Here is a 17,149-nt window from a genome sequence, read left to right on the forward strand (position 1 = left end):
GCGGTCCTGACGACGACCGTGCTGCTGGTGATGATGGCCGTCCTGCCGGGACTGCCGGCCAGGGCGGACAGCGGCTCGGCGCAGACCACCGTCAGCCTCATCGTCCTGGGAACACCGGCGCTGGCTGCCACCAAGCGCGGAACCGTGGTGGACGCGGACTCCGACGGCAGGATCGGTCCAGGTGACCGGGTGCACTGGAAGATCACGGTCTCGAACACCGGGAACACGGTGGTGTCCGCGGTGACCGTGAGCGATCCCACGGCGGGCCCGGTCCGCTGCCCCGCCAGGTCGCTTCTCCCGAAGCAGGCTGTGACCTGCACCGTTCCCGAGCACACGATCACCCCCGCGGATGTCGCGGCGGGCGTCGTCAAAAACGTGGCGAACGCGTCCGCAGCCGCTCAGGGTGGGCGGGTGATCGCGCCGCCCGCCTTCGCCAGCGTGCCGATCCCGACCGTCAAACCGATCGTCGTCTTCCCGCCCCCGCCGTGGCTACCCGGGTTCCCCGGCGGCCTTCCCCATCACCCCGACTTCGATCACCCCGACTTCGATGGCCCCGACTTCGATGGCCCCGGTCTCGATGGCCCCGGTCTCGATGGCCCCGCGGTGGGCGGCGCCGTCGTGGGCGGCGGCGCGGTGACCGGCGGTTCCGGCTCTGGCAACGGCTCCGGCACCGGCCCGGGCGGCGGCACCGGCACCGGCACCGGCCCGGGCGGCGGCCCCGGCACCGGCACTGGCCCTGGTGACGGGCCCGGCACCGGCCCGGGCCGGCCCGGGCCCGGTTCCCCGCAGCGCCACGGTGGTGCGTCGCCGGCGCCGGGGGGCCAGCAGGATGCTCATCCGCCGGTGGCCGTGGCGGGGGGACAGCCCGATGAACCCGGGCGCAGCGGTCTTGAGCTGGTCGTACTCGGCACGGTCACCGCCGGCTGCGCACTTGCCGCGCTCGGGGCACTCGGCGCCCGACGGACCAGACGCCGGCGTTGAGGCGACCGCCGGTGCAACGCGCCGCCAGGCGGCCGACCGCCGCGGGTCACCCCTGACCAGAAGACGCCCGGCCGTCTCACTGCCCGTCCTCGGCGCCCTGACCCTCGCCGGGATCATGGTGGCCGGGATTGCGCTGGTCGTCCTGGGATGGCCGGCCAGACCGGCTCCCGTGGCCGCCCCGCTGCCCGAGGTCGGCGGGGCGCACCTGCCCGAGCCGTCGCCCGGGCCCGGTGGGGCGGGCACGGTCCAGATCCCGCGGCACCAGTCCGATCTGCCGGCATCCAGCCTCCGGATACCGGCGCTCGGCGTCACCGCCAGGATCGGCCGGGCGACCGAGGACGGGGGCATCCTGACTCCGCCGCGGGCGCCGTCCGAGGTCGGGCTGTGGTCCGGTTCGGCCGCGCTGGACGCCAGCTCCGGGGAGGTGACGCTCGTCGGGCACGTGAACTGGCGGGGGATGCCGCCGTTCGCGTTTGGACGGCTGGCCCACCTGCACGCCGGAGATCTCGTCTACACCAGCGACGCAGGCGGGCAGCAGACCGCGTGGCGGGTCAGTCGGGTCTCCGCCCGCGCCAAGGCCGGCGGCGTCGATCCGGCGGCATTCGCCGGATCGCGGGGCCCACGCCAGCTAGTCATGATCACCTGCGGTGGACCGTTCGACGTCCGGGCCCACTCCTATTCCGACAATGTGTACGTGCGCGCCAGCCCCGCGTGAGCGACGGCCCCCGTCAGAGGAGAGGCTGCTCGCGGCCGGATGTGGCCGCCAAGGAGGAACCGGCACGGGGCGGAACAGCACGGGAAGGATGCCGCGCGTCGCCCAGCCGGGCGAGGATCGGTCGCTCAGAAGGGCAGGATCGACGCGATCGCCTCCCACAGCCGCGGGCGTTGCACCCCCTTGTCCAGCGCCCCGTGGGCGGCGTAGTAGGCGGTCGTCTCGGCCCGCAGACGTCGCTCGCCGGCACGCCACGGCCGGGACACCCACCTGACATACAGTGCCCGCACGTCCGCCGGCTGCTCCTCCCAGCCGGCCCAGGCGTCCGCCTGGCCGAGCGCCTCGAGCAGCTCGTCCGGGAGGGACTGCGGGTCGTCCGCCATGTTCCGCTCAGTCCACGTCGATGAGCTGGCCGTTGCGGAACATGTCGACGAAGAGCTGGTGGTCGCGGTGGACCTGGGCGCCGTAGTCGTGGGCGAAGTCGACCAGCGAGGCGACGAACGCCTTCTCGTCGCGCGTGATCGCACCGTGGATCGCGTCCTCGGTGGAGAAGTTCACCAGGTCGTGCTCGCTGTCGTCGTCCGCGACGGCGTGCATCCGGGCGGTGGAACGGCCGAGGTCGGCGACCAGGGCGAGCATCTGCTCGGGTTCGTTCACCTCCGACCAGTCCAGGTCCTGCGCGTACGGCGACACCTCGGCGACGAGCTGGCCGACGCCGTCGAGCTCCGTGTGGCCGAGCCAGGTGTCGCTGTCCGCCTGCAACGCACGCTGCGACAGCGCCGTGCGGTGCCCCTGGTGCCGGAAGTAGTCGGCGATCCGCCGGTCGGGGACGAACCGGCTCAGCGCCGGGACCTGTCCCTGCTTCATGTACAGGACGACGTCGTTGTCCAGCGCCTCCGTCTGCCCCTCGACAAGCAGGCTGTACGACGGCAGGCCGGCGCTGCCGATGCCCACCCCGCGGCGCAGCACGACGTCCTTGACCGTCAGCGACACCGGGCGGGTGCGCCGGTCCGGCGGGACCGTGGGCACGTAGCGCTCGAACGCGGCGAGGACGCCCGCCCGGGTGGCCTCGTCCACCGGGCTGATGCCGTCGCCCCGGGCGAACCGACGGTCGTGGCCCTCGACCACGGTGAGCTCGTCGAGCAGCCCCACCCTGGTGGAGCGCCGCGCCTGCTGGAGGAACGCGTGAACCACCCCCGAGGTCGTCGCGAGCGTCAGCAGGTCGGACGACGACGCACCGCCGCCCTCGGCAAGCTCGCGGATCCGGTCGGCGTAGGCGCCCACGCACGCCTCAACGAGCCGGGTGATCACCGCGTCGCTGAGCGCCTTGGCGCGCCCGAGCAGGGCCAGGCTCGCGACGAGGCGCCGCAGGTCCCACGTGAACGGCCCGACATAGGCCTCGTCGAAGTCGTTGACGTTGAACACAAGCACGCCGTTGCTGCTCATGTACGTGCCGAAGTTCTCCGCGTGCAGGTCCCCGTGGATCCAGATCCGGCTGGTCCGCTCGTCGAGGAAGGGGTCGTCGAGGGCGTGGACGTCGGCGTAGAACAACGCCGCCGAGCCCCGGTAGAAGGCGAACGGCGTCGCCGCCATCTTGCGGAACTTCCGCCGGAACGCCCCGGGCTCCGCCGCCATCAGCTCGCCGAAGGCGACGGCGAAGACGGCGGCGATGACCTGGGCGCGCTCGGGTTCGGGCGTCGCCATGCTCAGCCCGTCACCTCGCTGGTCTGCATCACCGGGGTGATCGTGGTGAAGTTCGCGACGTCAGCGACGATCGCCGCCCGGTCGCCGCGGGACATCGCCGCCTGCATCTCCTCGATCGACGCGAACCGGAAGTGCGAGGCGGCGACGTACGGGCCGTCCAACCCACGGTCGATCTCGATCTCCGAGATGCCCCACGCGGCGCTGGCCAGCGGGATGTGCTTGTCGCGGTAGTAGTCGTGGTCGAACGTCGCACCCTCGGTCCTCGGGTACAGCACGCTGAACCGGATCAAGATGACCGCCTCCTGACAGTCGCGGTCTCCGCCGATCGGGCCGCGCTGGTCCCAGCTTCTCCCAGAACGCCCCTTCCGCGCGCGCCCCTGCCCCTCTCCCGGCTCCGCACCACGCCCACGCCGAGGTCCAGGTCCAGGTCCACCGCACGTGGGCCCGCGCCGGCCGACGAGATCGCCCCGATCCCAGCGATCTTGGTGTTCCGCGGAACCGCGACACGATTCCCGGCGGACCACAGCCCGCCACACCGCGCCTTGTACGTCGCGTGACGAAGAACCCCATTCGCCACCACAAAGAGTAACCGGCCCCCAGGGTTTCCGGGGCGACCTCACATCGATATTTGCACTGGTCAGCGGCCCAGCACGAAACGATTTACCGGGGGCCGGGCACGGTAGGCGTCGCAGAACCGGTGCATTAGCCAGTTCCGTCAGGATAGTGTGATCCGGCCGCACCGCGTAGAAGCCGTCCAATTCCGCGGACGGCCGATCCGCCGCGCGGCAAAGCCGGTCGATCGGCCTTGATCCGTCATCTTCGTCGGCAGGAATGGGCAGAGCCATGAGCGAGCTACCGGGCATGCACGAGCTACAGGTCACGCCGTGGCGTCGGTTTGGACACCACCGGCTGTACGTGAACCTTCCCGACGGGCAGAGCGCCGCCTGGTTCGACCTGAAGAACCATCAGCTCAACGTCCTGCTCGACGCCTATCGGGATGCGGTGCTCGACGTCCTCGCGCCCTACCTCGGCGAAGGGCCAGCGGCCCCGACCGGCCCCCTGCCACCGGCACCGGCACCGGCACCGGCGACTGCACCCCCGCCCGCCCCACCCCTCGTGTCGGCCCCGCCCGCACCGTCGGCCGGATGGACACCGGCCATACCGGCGACGTCCTCATCGTGGACTGTGCCGACGCCCGTTGTTCCCCCCGTCAGTCCGTCCACCACCGCAACGGCGGCCCCCGGGGCAATGACCGCATCGCCGCGTGCTGCAGAATTGCTGCATCCTGCGGACGACCTTGCCGACAATCCGCCCGGCGCGGCGATCCGGGTGAAGATCGAGGAGCTGACGCCGGGTTTCTGGCGTGCCCTGCTGAACCGCCTGCTCCGCCGCCCCTCGGAGCTGGAGTCGTGGCGTAAGGGGCTGGTCGGGGAGGAGATGGCGGCGGCGGAGCTGGAGCGGCTGATCCCCTGGGGCTGGCGGGTGCTGCATTCCGTGCCGCTCCCCCGCGGCGTCGACATCGACCATCTGCTGATCGGTCCCGGCGGGGTCTTCACCGTCAACACGAAATATCATGTAGGCGCCCGGATCTGGGTCGGTGACCAGGCCGTGAAGATGGGTCGCCAGCCGTATCCGTACGTGCGAAAGGCCCGCGCGGAGGCCGAGCGGGCGGCGAAGGTGCTGACGCACGCCTGCGGCTTCACAGTGCCGGTCAGCGCGGTTCTGGCGTTCGTCGAACCGGCAAAGCTGACCGTGGAGTCCTCACTGCGCGACGTCCGAGCGATCCGGCACGACCAGCTCGCCACCTACGGTGCTCTCCCGGCGGTGTGGCGGCCGGGCCACGTCGAGCAGATTTACGCCGCGGCGCGAAACCGCCGTGCCTGGCTGACCGCCTGACCGGAACCGCTCTCGCCATCCACTCTGCGGTCGGCGTCGCTACCGCTGGAATTCCAGGTGGGCGAGCAGCCCCGCCGGTGCGTCGGACGCGATGGCCGAGGCGATCGCGTCGGCGGCGGCCTGCGCGGACCTCGGCAGCATCACGTTCTCGTGGACACGAACGGCAGCGTCCAGGTCGTCGACGTCGGGGCTTTCGGGAGAGGCGACGATGGCTCGGGCAAGATCGGCGCCGTCGAGCATCGCGAGGTTGGCCCCCATCCCGGAGAACGGCGATCGGCCGCGGCGTCGAGGTCGTGGACGGTGACGTCGATGCCGTGGCACTGCAGGACCCGGGCGCAGGTCAGGCCGCCGGGGCCGGCGCCGACGACGGCGATCGGCGCGGCCTGGACAGAGGTTTCCGTGATCGCTCTCCTGTCGGTTCGATGGGAGCACCCACGAATGCGGATCTTCGCGCTGCTGGAGCATGGCTGGACGGCGGTGGCCGGCTCTCCGCCCGATCCGACGTGATCCCGCCACCGATTCCCCCACGCACGGCTATGAGACGCATTTCGGCCGGTCGACCGTGATGTCGTTTCTTACCCGCGCCGTTCTCCGGCCGAATACAGGTTTCCGCCACGGCGGACCGGGAAGAGCGGGCTCGACCCATCGCCTCAGGGTGCGGTTCGGTGTCGGCCGTCGTACTTTCGAGATGGGCGCGAGCTTCGCGAATTCCGCGCCTGGTCGACATCTACGGGGAGCGTAAACATGACGCAGACCAGTAAGGACCGCGCGGTCATCGACTGGACGGATCTGGGCAAGGACCTGTGGTCCTTCCTGACCGGCAAGGGCGCCGCGATCAATTACCAGTTTGTCGACATGCTTGTCGAGGTTCCGCGGGACACCGGGCCCGACGCCGCCCGCGCGACCTGGCGCCTGCACGGCACGCTGCGGATCGTCACCTCGGACAACGACTCGCCCGGCGCCTTCGCCAACGGCGCCGCGCGCTAGTGACAGCCCGATTCTCCGGTGACGTCGCCTTCAGCGTCGAGGACGGCTCCGGGCCGGTCGGCGGGCGCCTCCAGGCGTCCGGCGACCGGATCCGGATCACCACCCATCAGCCCGGCCGGCTGTGGTCGGTCGCGGGGGACCTGCTCGCCGCCCTCCCGCCCGGCGCGCTGCCGGCATCCGTTCCCACGGGGCGCGCCGGCCTGCGGGAACTCGCCGACGTCCTCGCCGCCGAGGGCATGACGGTCGAGGTCCACGGACCGGCCGGCCCGCTGGTCACCATCGGGGCCGACGTCGACTCCCGCCTCGGGGGTCTGACCGTGGGCAGCCGCCGCGTGGAGCCGACCCTCCCCGCCGCCCTGTCCGGGCACCCACATGCGCTCGGGCGAACCGCTGCGGTGGGAATCGTGGCGTTGGCCGCGTTCGTTGCCGGGTTCGCGGCGCGCGCCCGGCTCCGCCACCGGCCCGGCTGAGCTGACGGCGGGCCTGCGCCGAAGCCCACCCGGGCCCGCTGACCGGCGGCGGAGCAACAGAAGCCCAGCTCCTGGTCGGGCCGCCGCGCGGCCACGGACGAACGGCGCCGCTACGCGCCGATCGCGGAGAACAGCAGGGGCAGGGAGGCGTGCAGTTCCTGCGTCCAGTAGCTCCAGACGTGGACGCCGGGGCTGTAGAAGTGGGTGGTGAGCAGCGGATCGCCGCTGGCCCCAGGGTGCGCGGCGACGTAGGCGTCGTTGAGCTTCTGGGTGAACGCCTGGCTCTCGGCGTTGACGATCGCCTCCGTGTTGGTGGAGCCGGGGTCGGGATCGTTCGGACCCTTGGTGCCGTCGCCGGACGAGACGTAGATCGGGATGCCGGTCAGCTTGTCGGCCAGGTAGTACGGGTCGTGCTGCTGCCAGACCGCCGCCCCGGACGTGGTCGTCGGGTCGCCCCACAGCGTCCTGACGTCCTTGCCGGCCGACCACACCTGCGTCCTGATGGTCGGGTAGTCGGCGTAGGGGTGCAGGGCGCCGCTGTAGGACGCCGCCGCCTTGAAGTCGTCGGGATGCCGGGCCGCGTACGACACCGCGCCGAATCCACCCATCGACAGGCCGGCGATCGCCCGGTCGGAATTGGCGTGGTAATTGCGTTCGAGCAACTGCCGCAGCTCGACCAGGTGGAAGGTCTCCCACTTCTGCGGATCCGAGATCCAGTCGCTGTAGTAGCCGACGTTCCCGCCGTCGGGCATGACGACTATCACGCCGTGTCCGGCGGTCTGGCTTTCGACGTCGGTGTTGGTGGTCCAGTCGACGTGGCCGGACGTCCCGCTGCCCGAGCCGTGCAGCAGGTACAGCGTCGGCCAGGTTCGGTCGGTCTGCGGGTCATAGCCGGTCGGCAGCAGGAGCCGCACGATCTCGTTGGCGTTCATGGCGGCGGAATGGACGGTGAGGTCGACCAGCCGTGTGTCGCCCGAGGTCGGGTAGGTGACACAGGTGACGGACGATCCGTCGTCGCCGGTGGCCCCGAGCGCCGTACACGACGCCGCCTGCGCCGGGGAGCACACTATGAGCAGGCCGATCAGCGCACTCGCCGCAACCATCGCGGGCAGCACGATCCGCCGTCTCCATCTCCACGATTTCATGACCGCGACGCTAGTACAAATAGGACATAAACAGCAAAGAAAGGTATGGTTCGGACCGATGTCCGTTCGAGCACACGAAATTCGGCGTAGCGCCCTGCCGAGCCGGCGGCCGTTTCAGGCCCTACGCTTCTGGCCCAGTGGGCCGGATTCCCGGAGCCGATGCCAGAACGCGATTCGCGGGAAAGTCGTCGAGCGCCGCGCGCAGGAGTCGCCGCCGGCCGTCGACCAGGACACCGAAGGTCAGCAGATCACTCAGACCGCGCCAGAACTCGGCCGCGTCGCCCGCCCATTCCGGCACCCGCTGCGGCGGAAGACCTGCGCGCACCAGCAGCCGGCCGGCCGACGACCGCGAACTGTAAATCGTGGCCAGCTCGGAGATCTCGGCCTCGGACAGCCCCGCATCGCCGCCCGCGTCCTCGGCGTCCGAACCTGCGCCCCGAGCGTCATCCGACGCGGCATGCGGTGTTGCGGCCGGACTCCCAGCCCGGGGGCGCTCGGCGCCGGCGGGCCCCAGGTTCACCTGCGCGCCGAGGAACCCGCCCCGGTTGTCGAGGGTACCGACATCCCCGAAACTGACGGCGAGAGAGTTCGGCTGCGAATCGTGCCGGTCGGACACCATCGTCGGATCCCGCCCTTCGTCGGCCCGCGGCTTCTACTGATGGTCGCGGTGCTGATGACTGATCGTCGAACCGAGCCGCCCGCCGCGGTTGTCCAGGTGCTCGATCCTGCCGATGCTGGTGGTGATGTTGTTGTAGTAGGTGTTCACCTGGCTCGCTCGAGGGTTCTCGACCGCCTTCGCGATCAGGTCGGCGAGATGGCTGATGGCGGCCGGATCGCGCCCGACGACCACCTCCACCGGGACTCCCGCCGACTCGAGGACGATCGAGTGAAGTATGTACCCCCGCCCGCCTGCCATGAATGCCTGGACGACGCCGGCCAGAGCGGCCGGAACGCCCACGACCAGGAGGACCGAAGCCAGCACGAGGATGATGCTGGCCGGGAAAGTCAACTCTCCCGCGCCCAGGAACGGCAGATTCACGAAGGCGCCGACGGCCAACGGCAGGTACCACCGCCATTTCGCCAGCAGGGCCGCTCCGAGTCCGCCCTGAAATCCTATCCTCCGCTCGATTCTGGAGACCCTGGTGATGGTACTGAGATTGTAGACGTCACGACCGATGTACAGGAGGCCGCCCTGCACCGTGATGCCGGTACCCTGACTCATTCCATCCCCGATCTCCCACTCACCCGGGAGCTCACGGTCCAGGCAGTTCCGCCCGCTGACGGACTCGCGGTGATCCCTGTTCCAGGATAGTCGGCGCATGGAACGGAAGTCGCGGAGATTCCGGCACACAGCCGGAGTCGTCGGCCGACCGTCCGCCCTTCCCGCATGGAGGCCGGTCGGACATGGCCGCCCGCCGACCCGTCCCCCGGCCCACCTCGGCCTTCTCACTCCCTCCCGTTCGACGGTGCCCGTCGGCGCATCCCCACGACCCGTGACCGGGATCCGCGTGCGGGCCATGGTCGCCACGACGGGGCGCCGGCCTGTCCGGGACGCGCGCGCACGGAGGTCGCGCCGACGTGTGACGATGGACGGGATGTCGGGTCGGGTCGGCGGACCGCCGGCCGCGCCGATTGCCGGTCGTGGGCCGTGAGCCGGGGAAGCGGAGGATGCTATGTCACAGCGCCGCCCGCCGGTCGCGAACCCCTTCGAGTCGCAGATGTCGGCCTTCCTCGTCCAGCCGGACGGCACCCGCGCGCCGCTGCCCGCGGCGCTGCGCTTCGACCGGGCCGATCCGTTCGCCGTCAGCCTGCGGCTACGGACGAGCACCGTGCAGACGGTCACGTGGACGTTCGCCCGTCAGCTCCTCATCGACGGCGCCCGGCGGCCGACCGGTGTCGGCGCCGTGGAGGTGCGCCCGGCGTTCCACGACGGGACCAGGCTGCTCGTCCTGTCGCTGAAGTCGGCGTCCCGGCACACCGAGGTCCAGCTCCGCCACGAGCAGGTCGCCGCGTTCATCAACGACACGCTGGCGGCGGTTCCCTCCGGCGCGGAGAGCGATCAGGTCGACTGGAACGCCGAACTGAACAGGTTTCACGACGACGATTCGTAGGCGACGGTCCGATCGGCAGGCGGCCGGGTAGCCGACCACGACCACCGCTGCCGGCTGCGACCGCGCTACTGGCCGCCGGCGCCGGAGGGCTGCAGGCCGCGCAGCATCGCGGCGAGGATCCTGGCCAGGCGCGGTTCGACGTCCACGATGGCGTGCGCGAGCCGGGGGTCGGCGCGATAGAGCGCCGCGATCTCGGGCGACGGCGTGGCGATCTGCCAGAACGTGCCGGCCAACGCCGTCGCCGCTGCCACCAGGTCGACGACGGACCCCTCCGGGAGGCCGGGCAGGGCCGCGCGCACCGCGGCGACGATCTCCGCCAGCGCGCCACGGGTCGTGAGCTTGAACTCCCGCACCCTGGCCACGGACACGTTCCGTTCGAGGTTCATCGGAGCCTGCGCGAGCAGGTCGCAGAACAGCGCCCGCGCGGCCAGCGTCGAGGCGAACACCGCCGCGACAGCGTCCGCATCGGCGGGGGCACTGGCGTCGGCGACGGGGCGTGTGAGGGCGCGCAGCGACGCGCAGACTGCCGGCGCCCATTCCCGCCAGCCCTCGGCGGTGAGGCGCAGGAAGATCTCCTCACGCGTCTCGAAGTACCGCAGCATGGCGGACTTGTGCATCCCGACCGCGGCGGCGATGTCCGTCAGCGTGACCTGCCGGACCCCGTGCTGCTCGCCGAGCCTGCGGGCCGCGTCGAGGATCGCGGCTTCGCGGACGCGCTTGGCCTCGGGCGAACGAGCGCGCTGGAAGTCGTCCGTCGACACCGGCCGATCATAGCGCAACGCGGTTGCGCAACTTAGCGGAACGGTGTTTTATTAACCCCATGCAGCAGACCTCCAGGCAGCAGACCTGGTTCATCACTGGTTCCTCGCGCGGGTTCGGCCGCGCCCTCGCGGTCGCCGCCCTCGCCGCCGGCGACCGGGTCGCCGCGACCGCCCGGCGGCCCGAACAGCTCGCCGATCTCGTCGCGAAGTACGGCGACGCCGTCGTGCCGCTCCAGCTCGACGTCACCGACCCGGCGGCGGCGCGCGCCGCCCTCGCGCAGGCCGCGTCGCGGCTGGGCCGGCTGGACGTCATCGTGAACAACGCCGGCTACGCCAACGTGGCGCCGATCGAGACCGGCGACGACGCGGACTTCCGGGCCCAGTTCGAGACGAACTTCTGGGGCGTCTACCACGTCTCGAAGGCGGCGATCCCCCTGCTGCGCGCGCAGGGCGGCGGGCTCGTGATGCAGTTCTCGTCCGTGGGCGGCCGGGTCGGGGGGTCGCCCGGGATCGCGTCCTACCAGGCGGCGAAGTTCGCCATCGACGGCTTCAGCCGGGTCCTGCGGGCCGAGACCGCACCGTTCGGCGTCCGGGTGGTCGTGGTGGAGCCGAGCGGATTCCGCACCGACTGGGCCGGGGCGTCCATGACCGTGCACGACATTCCCGCCGAGTACGCGAGCACCGTGGGCGCGCTGAACGCGCGGGTGCGCCAGAGCGACTCCGGCGCCGCGGGCGATCCGGCGCGGGCGGCGGAGATCCTCGTCGCCCTGGCCCGACGCCGTGACATCCCCGAGCACCTGCCGCTGGGCGTGAACGCCGCCGAGGGGTCGATCGCACTGGATCGCCGACTTCTGGCGGCGGACCTCGCCTGGCGCGACGTGAGCCGTTCGGCCGACTTCGCCGAGCCCTACCCGGTCGAGTTCCCGCCGGACTCCGCGGGTTGAGCAAGGTGCGTTGAGGTAGCTGGCGAGGAAGGCGCGGGGGTCGGGTCAGCCGGTCCGGTGCGGGCGTGGGCGCGGGCGCGCGGCGACGAGGACGGCGATCTCGGGCCGGCCGGTGGGATGCAGCAGATGGGCCGCCGCCGGTTCCCCGACCAGGTCGAACGTCGGATGGCCGAACGCGCCGATTCCCCGGCAGTCCCACACCAGGTCCAGGGCCGGATGGTCCGCGCGCAGCAGCGCGCCGATCTCGGCGATCCGCGGGTCACCGGCGTGCAGGTCGGCGGCCATGCGAAACTGCCGTGCCACCGGCAGCAGCAGCTCGGCGGGCGCCGACGCGGCGGCGAGCAGCCAGAGCACGTGCCGGCGTGCCGGTTCGTGCCCGGCGGGGTCGCCCCAGGCCCGAGCCCAGGCCGCGTTGGTGGCGACGATGTCGAGATGGTGGTCGAGCAGCGCCGCCGGGCTCGCCGGCCAGCTGTCCAGCAGCCCGGCGAGCCCACGCAGATGCTCGCCGGGCGGGGCGATCGCCGGCGGCTCGGGCGCCACCAGCCGGCGAAGGTGCCGCCGGCCCACCTCGTCGAGGCGCAGCACCCGGCCGACGGCGTCGAGGACCTGCGCCGAGGCCGTCACCCGGCCCTGCTCCAGCCCGGTGTACCAGGTCAGGCTGACGCCGGCCAGGGACGCGAGTTCCTCGCGGCGCAGCCCCTGGATGCGGCGACGCCCCCCGGCGGGGAGTCCGACGCTGGCCGGTTCGACCAACCTGCGGTACGCCCGCAGGCAGGCCCCGAGCTCACGTCGCCGAGCCGCCGGGGTGGCCGGGGTGGCCGGGGTGGCCGTCCAGGGTGTCACTTCCACTGGCACCATCGGCAGGCTCCTGGTCTGCGTACCCAACCTTCGACCAGGCTGGTGGACGTGATTCGTATCGGCGTCAACCTCGCTGCCGGCCTCGGCACTCCCGGTTCCGGCAACCTCATCGACGACCTTGCGGCGATCGCCCGGACGGTGGCCGCCGCCGGGGTGTCCACCGCCTGGCTGCCGCAGGGCTACGGCTACGACTCCATCGGCGTCCTGACCGCGGTGGCCCGCGAGGTGCCGGGCATCGAGCTGGGCACCTCCGTCGTCGTCGTCCAGCCGCGCCATCCCCGGGTGCTGGCCGGGCAGGCGTTGACGGCGCAGGCCGCGGCGCACGGCCGGTTCACCCTGGGGCTCGGCGTCAGCCATCCCGGCCTGTTGGAGATCTACGGCCAGCCGTTCCACCGGCCGGTCGCCGCGCTGCGCACCCACCTCGACACCCTGCTGCCGATCCTCGACGGACGCCGCGTTCCCGGCGCCACGGGGATCGGATCCGACCCCGCCGGCAGCGCCGTGCCCGGCGCGGGGGTCCGCGTCCCGGTGCTGCTCGGCGCCCTCGGCCCCACGATGCTGCGGCTGGCCGGGGAACGCACCGACGGCACGATCACCTTCCTGGCCGGACCCCGCACCATCGGTGACCACGTGGTCCCGCTGATCGGCGCGGCCGCCCGGGATGCCGGCCGGCCGGCGCCGCGCGTCGTCGTCGGGCTGCCGGTGGCGGTGACGTCCGCACCGGACCGGATCCGCACCGAGCTCGACGCCGAGTACGCCGACTACGCCGCCCTGCCGTCCTACCGCACGGCCCTCGACCGTGACGGCTTCACCCAGCCGGGCGCCATCGCCGTCGTGGGCGACGAAGACGCGGTCGTCGACCAGCTCGCCGCCTACCACGCGCTCGGCGCCACCGATGTCCTGGTCAGCCTGGTCGGCACGGCCGAGGAACGCGCCCGGACCCTGCGCCTGCTCGGCGCCGACCCGCTCGTCCACCCGAACCAGCCGGCCTCGCCACGCCGCGGGACCTGACGCCGAAGCCGCTCACCCATCGTCGCCGCCACCGGTGCGCCACCTGTCGCGACAGGCGGCCGTCACCGTCCCGTTCCCGCGGACTGGACGGGTGGGGTGCGCAGGACGGCGCGGGCGGGGAGCAGGCTGCCGGCCATGGCCAGGAGCAGGCCGGAGCCCAACAGGGCGGCGACCCACTGCGGTGGTACGTACGGGGTGCCGGTCCCGCTGATGCCCCGGCTGAAGGGCACCAGGGTGGCGGCGGTGATGGCGGCGCCGACGACGAGGGCGATGGCGGTGATGAGGACGGCCTCCCAGCGCACCATGCGCATCACCTGGCGGCGGGTGGCGCCGGTCAGTCGCAGGGTGGCGAACTCCCGGCCGCGTTCCAGAGTGGCCATGGTCAGGGTGTTGACGACGGCGATCGCGGCGAAGGCGGTGAGCAGGGCGACCAGGAGGTAGTTGGACCAGGCGCCGAGGTCCTCCTGCTGCTGTTCGGCGCCGTCGAGGGCCGCGCTCCCGAGGGCTGCGCGGTCGTGGACGTGCAGCCCGGGCTGGGCGGCGACCAGCGCCCGCCAGTCGATGTGGGCCCCGGGTGCGGTGTCGACCAGGATGGTCTGGATCAGGGGGCTGGTGGTGTGGGTGGCCACGACCGGAGACGGCAGCAGGTAGTCGCCGAACCCGATGCTGCGCCGGTAGACGGCGACCAGGCGCAGGTCGCGTCGGGTGCCGTCGCCGAGCCACAGTCGGACCGTGCGCCCCACGTGCTTGCCGTGGGCCCGGTCGGCACTCAGGGCGACGGTGTCGCCGCGCAGGTCGGCCAGCGAGCCGGCGGTGACGTCGAGGTCGAGCAGGCCCGAGGTGCCACCGGGGGTGCCGGGGGGGCCGGGGGGGCCGGCGAAGGTGATGGCCTGGGCGGCGTAGCTGTCCGAGCCGCCGGTGACGACGGTGGTGGGGGTGAGGCCGGCCGCCGCGGTGACGCCGGGGGTGGCGCGGACGGTGTCGACGAAGCCGGCCGGCAGTCCCTGGCGGGTGGTCAACGCCTGGTCGGCCAGGACGCGGTCGCGGCCCTGCACCTCGCTGGCGTGGGAGCGGCTGGTCTGGAGGAACAGCAGTGTTCCGCCGAGGGCGGTGCACAGGACGAGGGGGGTGAACACCGCGGTGACCCGACGGGTGTGGGCCCTGCTGTTGGCCACGGCGAGGAAGCCGGTGGTGCGGGACAGGCCGCGGATGAAGGGGCCGAGCAGGGCGAGGGCCAGGCGGGCCACCAGCGGTCCGAGCAGGCCGGCGGCGAACAGGTGGAGCAGGACGGCGCCGGCGGCGATGGCCGTGAGCACGCCGCCGGTGAGGAAACGGGTCGTGGCGACCACGGCGATCCCGCCGGCCGCGCACAGCAGCCCGAGCAGGAGCCGGGCGAATCCGAGGCGGGCAGGCGGAACGGTGGCCTCGTACAGGGCCTGCGCCGGGCGCAGGCGGCCCGCTCGCAGTCCGGTGACCAGAACGGCGAGCTGTGCGGTGAGCACGGTGGCGCCCGCGCCGACGAGCAGCGGGATCCATCCCACGTCGAGGCGCATCGCCGCGGGTGCCACCCCGTGGTCGACCAGGACGGCGCGCAGGACCCAGGCCAGCGCGGCACCGCCCACCAGGCCGGGCAGACAGGCGAGCAGGCCGAGTACCAGGGTCTCCCCGCAGATCAGCCGGCGGATCTGGCGTCCGGTGGCGCCGACCGCGCGCAGCAGGGCCAGCTCGCGCCGGCGCTGCTGCACCGACAGCGCCAAGGTGCCGGCGAGCACGAACAGCGCGACCGCCATCGAGATGCCGCCGAAGGTCGCGCTGAGCGCGACGACGTTCTCCAGGGCGCCGTCCACGTCGAGGAACTCGGCGGCGCCGCGGCCGTCGCCGGTGCGCACCGACAGCGGCAGGCCGTGCAGGCTCCGGCGGACCGCCTTGGCCACGGTTGCGGAGTCGGAATCGGGGGCGGGATAGACGCCGAGGACGTCCACCAGGCCGGCGGTGAGGCGGTTCGCCTCGGCGTCGGCGACGAAGACGGCGGGCCCCGGATCGGCGCTGTGGGGAGCGGCGACACCGACGACGCTGTAACCGCCTGCTACCCGGTCGGTGGCGGCCACGGTCACCCGGCTTCCGGGAGCGAGACGCGCGCGGCGGGCAAGGTCGGCGTCGACCACCACTTCCCCGGGGCCGGCCGGTGCGCGTCCCTTCGTCAACCGGTAGGGGGTGAGCCGGGCGCTGTCCCAGCCGTGGAGCTGCACGGTGTCGGGGGTGGTGATCTCGGTTCCGGCTGTGGCCAGTCCGACGGGCAGCGAGACGTCCGGTACCACCTCGGCCACGCCGGGGACGGCACGCAGCCGGTCGGCGAGGCCCGGTGCGGGGCGTACCCGCTCTGGCAGTGCCACGTGCTCGGTGTTCTTCCCGTCCCCCGAGCCGTAGGTGAAGGCCAGTGACTGCCTGCCCGCGACCACCAGAGGGACGTCCCGGTAGCGCTCGGCCGGCGGATGAGAGGTGAGCGCGGACTGGAACAGCAGCCCGCACGCGGTGATCAGCGCGCAGGTACACACCAGGGCGACGAACGAGCCGAGGAAGGCGGACCTGCGCGTCCGCAGCGTCCGCAGCGCCAGCCAGAGCACCGTCACCCCCCGAGCCCGAGCAGGCGTCGGGCCACCGCCGCGGCCGACGGATGGGGCACGGTGTCCACGACGCGGCCGTCGGCGAGGAACACGACCTCGTCGGCGTACTCGGCCGCGCCGGCGTCGTGGGTGACCATCACCACGCTCTGGCCGTAGTCGTCGACCGCCTCCCGCAGCAGGCGCAGCACTCCCCGCCCGGACTCGATGTCCAGCGCCCCGGTGGGCTCGTCGGCGAACACGATCTCGGGACGGGTGACCAGCGCCCGGGCGATGGCCACCCGCTGCTGCTGCCCGCCGGACAGCGCCGCCGGGCGGTGCCGGACCCGCTCCTGCAGGCCGGTGCGCGCCACCACCTCCCGCACCCACGCGCGGTCGGCACGGGTTCCGGACAGCCGGAAGGGCAGCGTGATGTTCTCCAGGGCCGTCAGCGATTCGACGAGGTTGAACGCCTGGAAGACGAACCCCATCTCCCGGCGACGCAGTTCGGTCAGCTCCGGCTCCGGCATCCGCGCGAGATCCCGTCCCGCCAGCCACACCGACCCCGAGGTGGGACGGTCCAGCCCGGCGGCGCAGTGCAACAGCGTGCTCTTTCCGGAGCCGGAGGGCCCCATGACCGCCGTGAAGGCACCGCGCCTGAATCCGACGCTGACGCCCCGCAGCGCCGTCACCCCGGCCAGACCGCCGCCATACGACTTGACGACCTGCTCCAGCCCCACCACATCCACGTCACCGTGCATGACCCACATCTTCCTACCCACAGCGACCCCATGCGTACGCTCACGACAATCTCACGGGCCGACTCGATGCCGGCCCTCGACTCGATGCCGGCCCTCGACTCGATGCCGGCCCTCGACTCGATGCCGGCCGCAGAGCAGGCGTCGAATTTTCGTCTGGGTGCCGTGTCGATCGGCGGCTGTGCCGTTCGACCTGGTGGTGAGAGGGTCG

Annotated in this window: 19 protein-coding genes; 8 read left to right on the forward strand and 11 right to left on the reverse strand. The window is 72.5% G+C overall.

Annotated features, from left to right (window positions below):
- The first annotated feature begins 30 nt into the window (after window positions 1–30).
- Complete coding sequence (locus tag FRAAL_RS23365) at window positions 31–981, forward strand: CLIPPER-2 domain-containing protein (RefSeq protein WP_443985216.1); 951 nt, start codon at window positions 31–33, stop codon at window positions 979–981.
- 115 nt (window positions 982–1,096) lie between these two features.
- Window positions 1,097–1,696 (forward strand): class F sortase, encoded by a 600-nt coding sequence (locus FRAAL_RS30660; protein WP_157892199.1) that lies wholly within the window; start codon window positions 1,097–1,099, stop codon window positions 1,694–1,696.
- Window positions 1,697–1,821: 125 nt separating this feature from the next.
- Here FRAAL_RS30660 and FRAAL_RS23375 read toward each other — a convergent pair whose 3' ends face one another.
- From FRAAL_RS23375 to FRAAL_RS35215, 3 genes are read right to left on the reverse strand one after another with little or no spacing between them, the layout of a single operon-like run.
- Window positions 1,822–2,076, reverse strand: coding sequence for a hypothetical protein (locus FRAAL_RS23375; protein WP_011606447.1), 255 nt, complete (start codon window positions 2,074–2,076; stop codon window positions 1,822–1,824).
- A gap of 7 nt (window positions 2,077–2,083) precedes the next feature.
- Window positions 2,084–3,397, reverse strand: a complete 1,314-nt coding sequence (locus tag FRAAL_RS23380; protein ID WP_011606448.1) for a DUF2252 domain-containing protein — start codon at window positions 3,395–3,397, stop codon at window positions 2,084–2,086.
- 2 nt (window positions 3,398–3,399) lie between these two features.
- Entirely contained in the window at window positions 3,400–3,687 is a 288-nt protein-coding gene (locus tag FRAAL_RS35215; protein ID WP_041939682.1) for an EthD family reductase, read from the reverse strand.
- A gap of 553 nt (window positions 3,688–4,240) precedes the next feature.
- Here FRAAL_RS35215 and FRAAL_RS23390 point away from each other — a divergent pair.
- Window positions 4,241–5,293, forward strand: coding sequence for a nuclease-related domain-containing protein (locus tag FRAAL_RS23390; protein WP_231861237.1), 1,053 nt, complete (start codon window positions 4,241–4,243; stop codon window positions 5,291–5,293).
- 39 nt (window positions 5,294–5,332) lie between these two features.
- Here FRAAL_RS23390 and FRAAL_RS23395 read toward each other — a convergent pair whose 3' ends face one another.
- A complete protein-coding gene (locus FRAAL_RS23395; RefSeq protein WP_041939683.1) occupies window positions 5,333–5,551 on the reverse strand; it encodes a hypothetical protein in 219 nt (72 codons plus the stop codon).
- A gap of 486 nt (window positions 5,552–6,037) precedes the next feature.
- On the opposite strand from FRAAL_RS23395, the gene FRAAL_RS23400 reads away from it, so the two are divergent.
- Both FRAAL_RS23400 and FRAAL_RS23405 read left to right on the forward strand, forming a co-directional pair.
- Window positions 6,038–6,280 (forward strand): hypothetical protein, encoded by a 243-nt coding sequence (locus tag FRAAL_RS23400; protein WP_011606452.1) that lies wholly within the window; start codon window positions 6,038–6,040, stop codon window positions 6,278–6,280.
- Window positions 6,280–6,750 carry a hypothetical protein gene (locus FRAAL_RS23405; RefSeq protein ID WP_011606453.1) on the forward strand — a complete coding sequence of 157 codons (471 nt, stop codon included), beginning with the start codon at window positions 6,280–6,282 and terminating at the stop codon, window positions 6,748–6,750. Before FRAAL_RS23400 ends, FRAAL_RS23405 begins: the two co-directional genes overlap by 1 nt.
- Before the next feature lie 110 nt (window positions 6,751–6,860).
- Here FRAAL_RS23405 and FRAAL_RS23410 read toward each other — a convergent pair whose 3' ends face one another.
- The 3 genes from FRAAL_RS23410 to FRAAL_RS23420 all read right to left on the reverse strand — a co-directional run bounded on the left by FRAAL_RS23410 (window position 6,861) and on the right by FRAAL_RS23420 (window position 9,117).
- On the reverse strand, window positions 6,861–7,853 hold the full coding sequence (locus FRAAL_RS23410) for an alpha/beta hydrolase (protein ID WP_083867040.1): 993 nt from the start codon (window positions 7,851–7,853) through the stop codon (window positions 6,861–6,863).
- A gap of 163 nt (window positions 7,854–8,016) precedes the next feature.
- Complete coding sequence (locus FRAAL_RS23415; protein ID WP_011606455.1) at window positions 8,017–8,514, reverse strand: effector-associated domain EAD1-containing protein; 498 nt, start codon at window positions 8,512–8,514, stop codon at window positions 8,017–8,019.
- Window positions 8,515–8,547: 33 nt separating this feature from the next.
- Window positions 8,548–9,117 (reverse strand): DUF6232 family protein, encoded by a 570-nt coding sequence (locus FRAAL_RS23420; protein ID WP_041939685.1) that lies wholly within the window; start codon window positions 9,115–9,117, stop codon window positions 8,548–8,550.
- Window positions 9,118–9,568: 451 nt separating this feature from the next.
- Between FRAAL_RS23420 and FRAAL_RS23425 the strand changes: the two genes are divergently transcribed.
- Window positions 9,569–10,006, forward strand: coding sequence for an SsgA family sporulation/cell division regulator (locus tag FRAAL_RS23425; RefSeq protein WP_011606457.1), 438 nt, complete (start codon window positions 9,569–9,571; stop codon window positions 10,004–10,006).
- A 65-nt stretch (window positions 10,007–10,071) separates the two neighbouring features.
- On the opposite strand, the gene FRAAL_RS23430 is transcribed toward FRAAL_RS23425, so the two are convergent.
- Complete coding sequence (locus FRAAL_RS23430; RefSeq protein WP_041939686.1) at window positions 10,072–10,767, reverse strand: TetR/AcrR family transcriptional regulator; 696 nt, start codon at window positions 10,765–10,767, stop codon at window positions 10,072–10,074.
- 59 nt (window positions 10,768–10,826) lie between these two features.
- Here FRAAL_RS23430 and FRAAL_RS23435 point away from each other — a divergent pair, with 59 nt between their 5' ends.
- Complete coding sequence (locus FRAAL_RS23435) at window positions 10,827–11,711, forward strand: SDR family NAD(P)-dependent oxidoreductase (protein WP_041939687.1); 885 nt, start codon at window positions 10,827–10,829, stop codon at window positions 11,709–11,711.
- A gap of 45 nt (window positions 11,712–11,756) precedes the next feature.
- Here the strand turns inward: FRAAL_RS23435 and FRAAL_RS30665 are convergent, their stop codons facing one another.
- On the reverse strand, window positions 11,757–12,569 hold the full coding sequence (locus tag FRAAL_RS30665; protein ID WP_083866902.1) for a helix-turn-helix domain-containing protein: 813 nt from the start codon (window positions 12,567–12,569) through the stop codon (window positions 11,757–11,759).
- A 48-nt stretch (window positions 12,570–12,617) separates the two neighbouring features.
- Here FRAAL_RS30665 and FRAAL_RS23445 point away from each other — a divergent pair, with 48 nt between their 5' ends.
- A complete protein-coding gene (locus FRAAL_RS23445; RefSeq protein WP_011606461.1) occupies window positions 12,618–13,580 on the forward strand; it encodes an LLM class F420-dependent oxidoreductase in 963 nt (320 codons plus the stop codon).
- A gap of 62 nt (window positions 13,581–13,642) precedes the next feature.
- Here the strand turns inward: FRAAL_RS23445 and FRAAL_RS23450 are convergent, their stop codons facing one another.
- On the reverse strand, window positions 13,643–16,210 hold the full coding sequence (locus FRAAL_RS23450; RefSeq protein WP_050997231.1) for an FtsX-like permease family protein: 2,568 nt from the start codon (window positions 16,208–16,210) through the stop codon (window positions 13,643–13,645).
- Window positions 16,207–16,941, reverse strand: a complete 735-nt coding sequence (locus FRAAL_RS23455; protein WP_083867041.1) for an ABC transporter ATP-binding protein — start codon at window positions 16,939–16,941, stop codon at window positions 16,207–16,209. Before FRAAL_RS23455 ends, FRAAL_RS23450 begins: the two co-directional genes overlap by 4 nt.
- Between the last annotated feature and the right edge of the window lie 208 nt (window positions 16,942–17,149).

Source organism: Frankia alni ACN14a, from assembly GCF_000058485.1.
Classification (GTDB): Bacteria; Actinomycetota; Actinomycetes; order Frankiales; family Frankiaceae; genus Frankia; species Frankia alni.

Bases quoted from the DNA above. Each gene is read 5' to 3' on its own strand.
- FRAAL_RS23365 (WP_443985216.1), top strand. From the start codon at position 31: ATGATGGCCGTCCTGCCGGGACTGCCGGCCAGGGCGGACAGCGGCTCG.
- FRAAL_RS30660 (WP_157892199.1), top strand. From the start codon at position 1,097: ATGGTGGCCGGGATTGCGCTGGTCGTCCTGGGATGGCCGGCCAGACCG.
- FRAAL_RS23375 (WP_011606447.1), bottom strand. From the start codon at position 2,076: ATGGCGGACGACCCGCAGTCCCTCCCGGACGAGCTGCTCGAGGCGCTC.
- FRAAL_RS23380 (WP_011606448.1), bottom strand. From the start codon at position 3,397: ATGGCGACGCCCGAACCCGAGCGCGCCCAGGTCATCGCCGCCGTCTTC.
- FRAAL_RS23390 (WP_231861237.1), top strand. From the start codon at position 4,241: ATGAGCGAGCTACCGGGCATGCACGAGCTACAGGTCACGCCGTGGCGT.
- FRAAL_RS23395 (WP_041939683.1), bottom strand. From the start codon at position 5,551: ATGGGGGCCAACCTCGCGATGCTCGACGGCGCCGATCTTGCCCGAGCC.
- FRAAL_RS23400 (WP_011606452.1), top strand. From the start codon at position 6,038: ATGACGCAGACCAGTAAGGACCGCGCGGTCATCGACTGGACGGATCTG.
- FRAAL_RS23410 (WP_083867040.1), bottom strand. From the start codon at position 7,853: ATGGTTGCGGCGAGTGCGCTGATCGGCCTGCTCATAGTGTGCTCCCCG.
- FRAAL_RS23415 (WP_011606455.1), bottom strand. From the start codon at position 8,514: ATGGTGTCCGACCGGCACGATTCGCAGCCGAACTCTCTCGCCGTCAGT.
- FRAAL_RS23420 (WP_041939685.1), bottom strand. From the start codon at position 9,117: ATGAGTCAGGGTACCGGCATCACGGTGCAGGGCGGCCTCCTGTACATC.
- FRAAL_RS23425 (WP_011606457.1), top strand. From the start codon at position 9,569: ATGTCACAGCGCCGCCCGCCGGTCGCGAACCCCTTCGAGTCGCAGATG.
- FRAAL_RS23435 (WP_041939687.1), top strand. From the start codon at position 10,827: ATGCAGCAGACCTCCAGGCAGCAGACCTGGTTCATCACTGGTTCCTCG.
- FRAAL_RS30665 (WP_083866902.1), bottom strand. From the start codon at position 12,569: ATGGTGCCAGTGGAAGTGACACCCTGGACGGCCACCCCGGCCACCCCG.
- FRAAL_RS23455 (WP_083867041.1), bottom strand. From the start codon at position 16,941: ATGCACGGTGACGTGGATGTGGTGGGGCTGGAGCAGGTCGTCAAGTCG.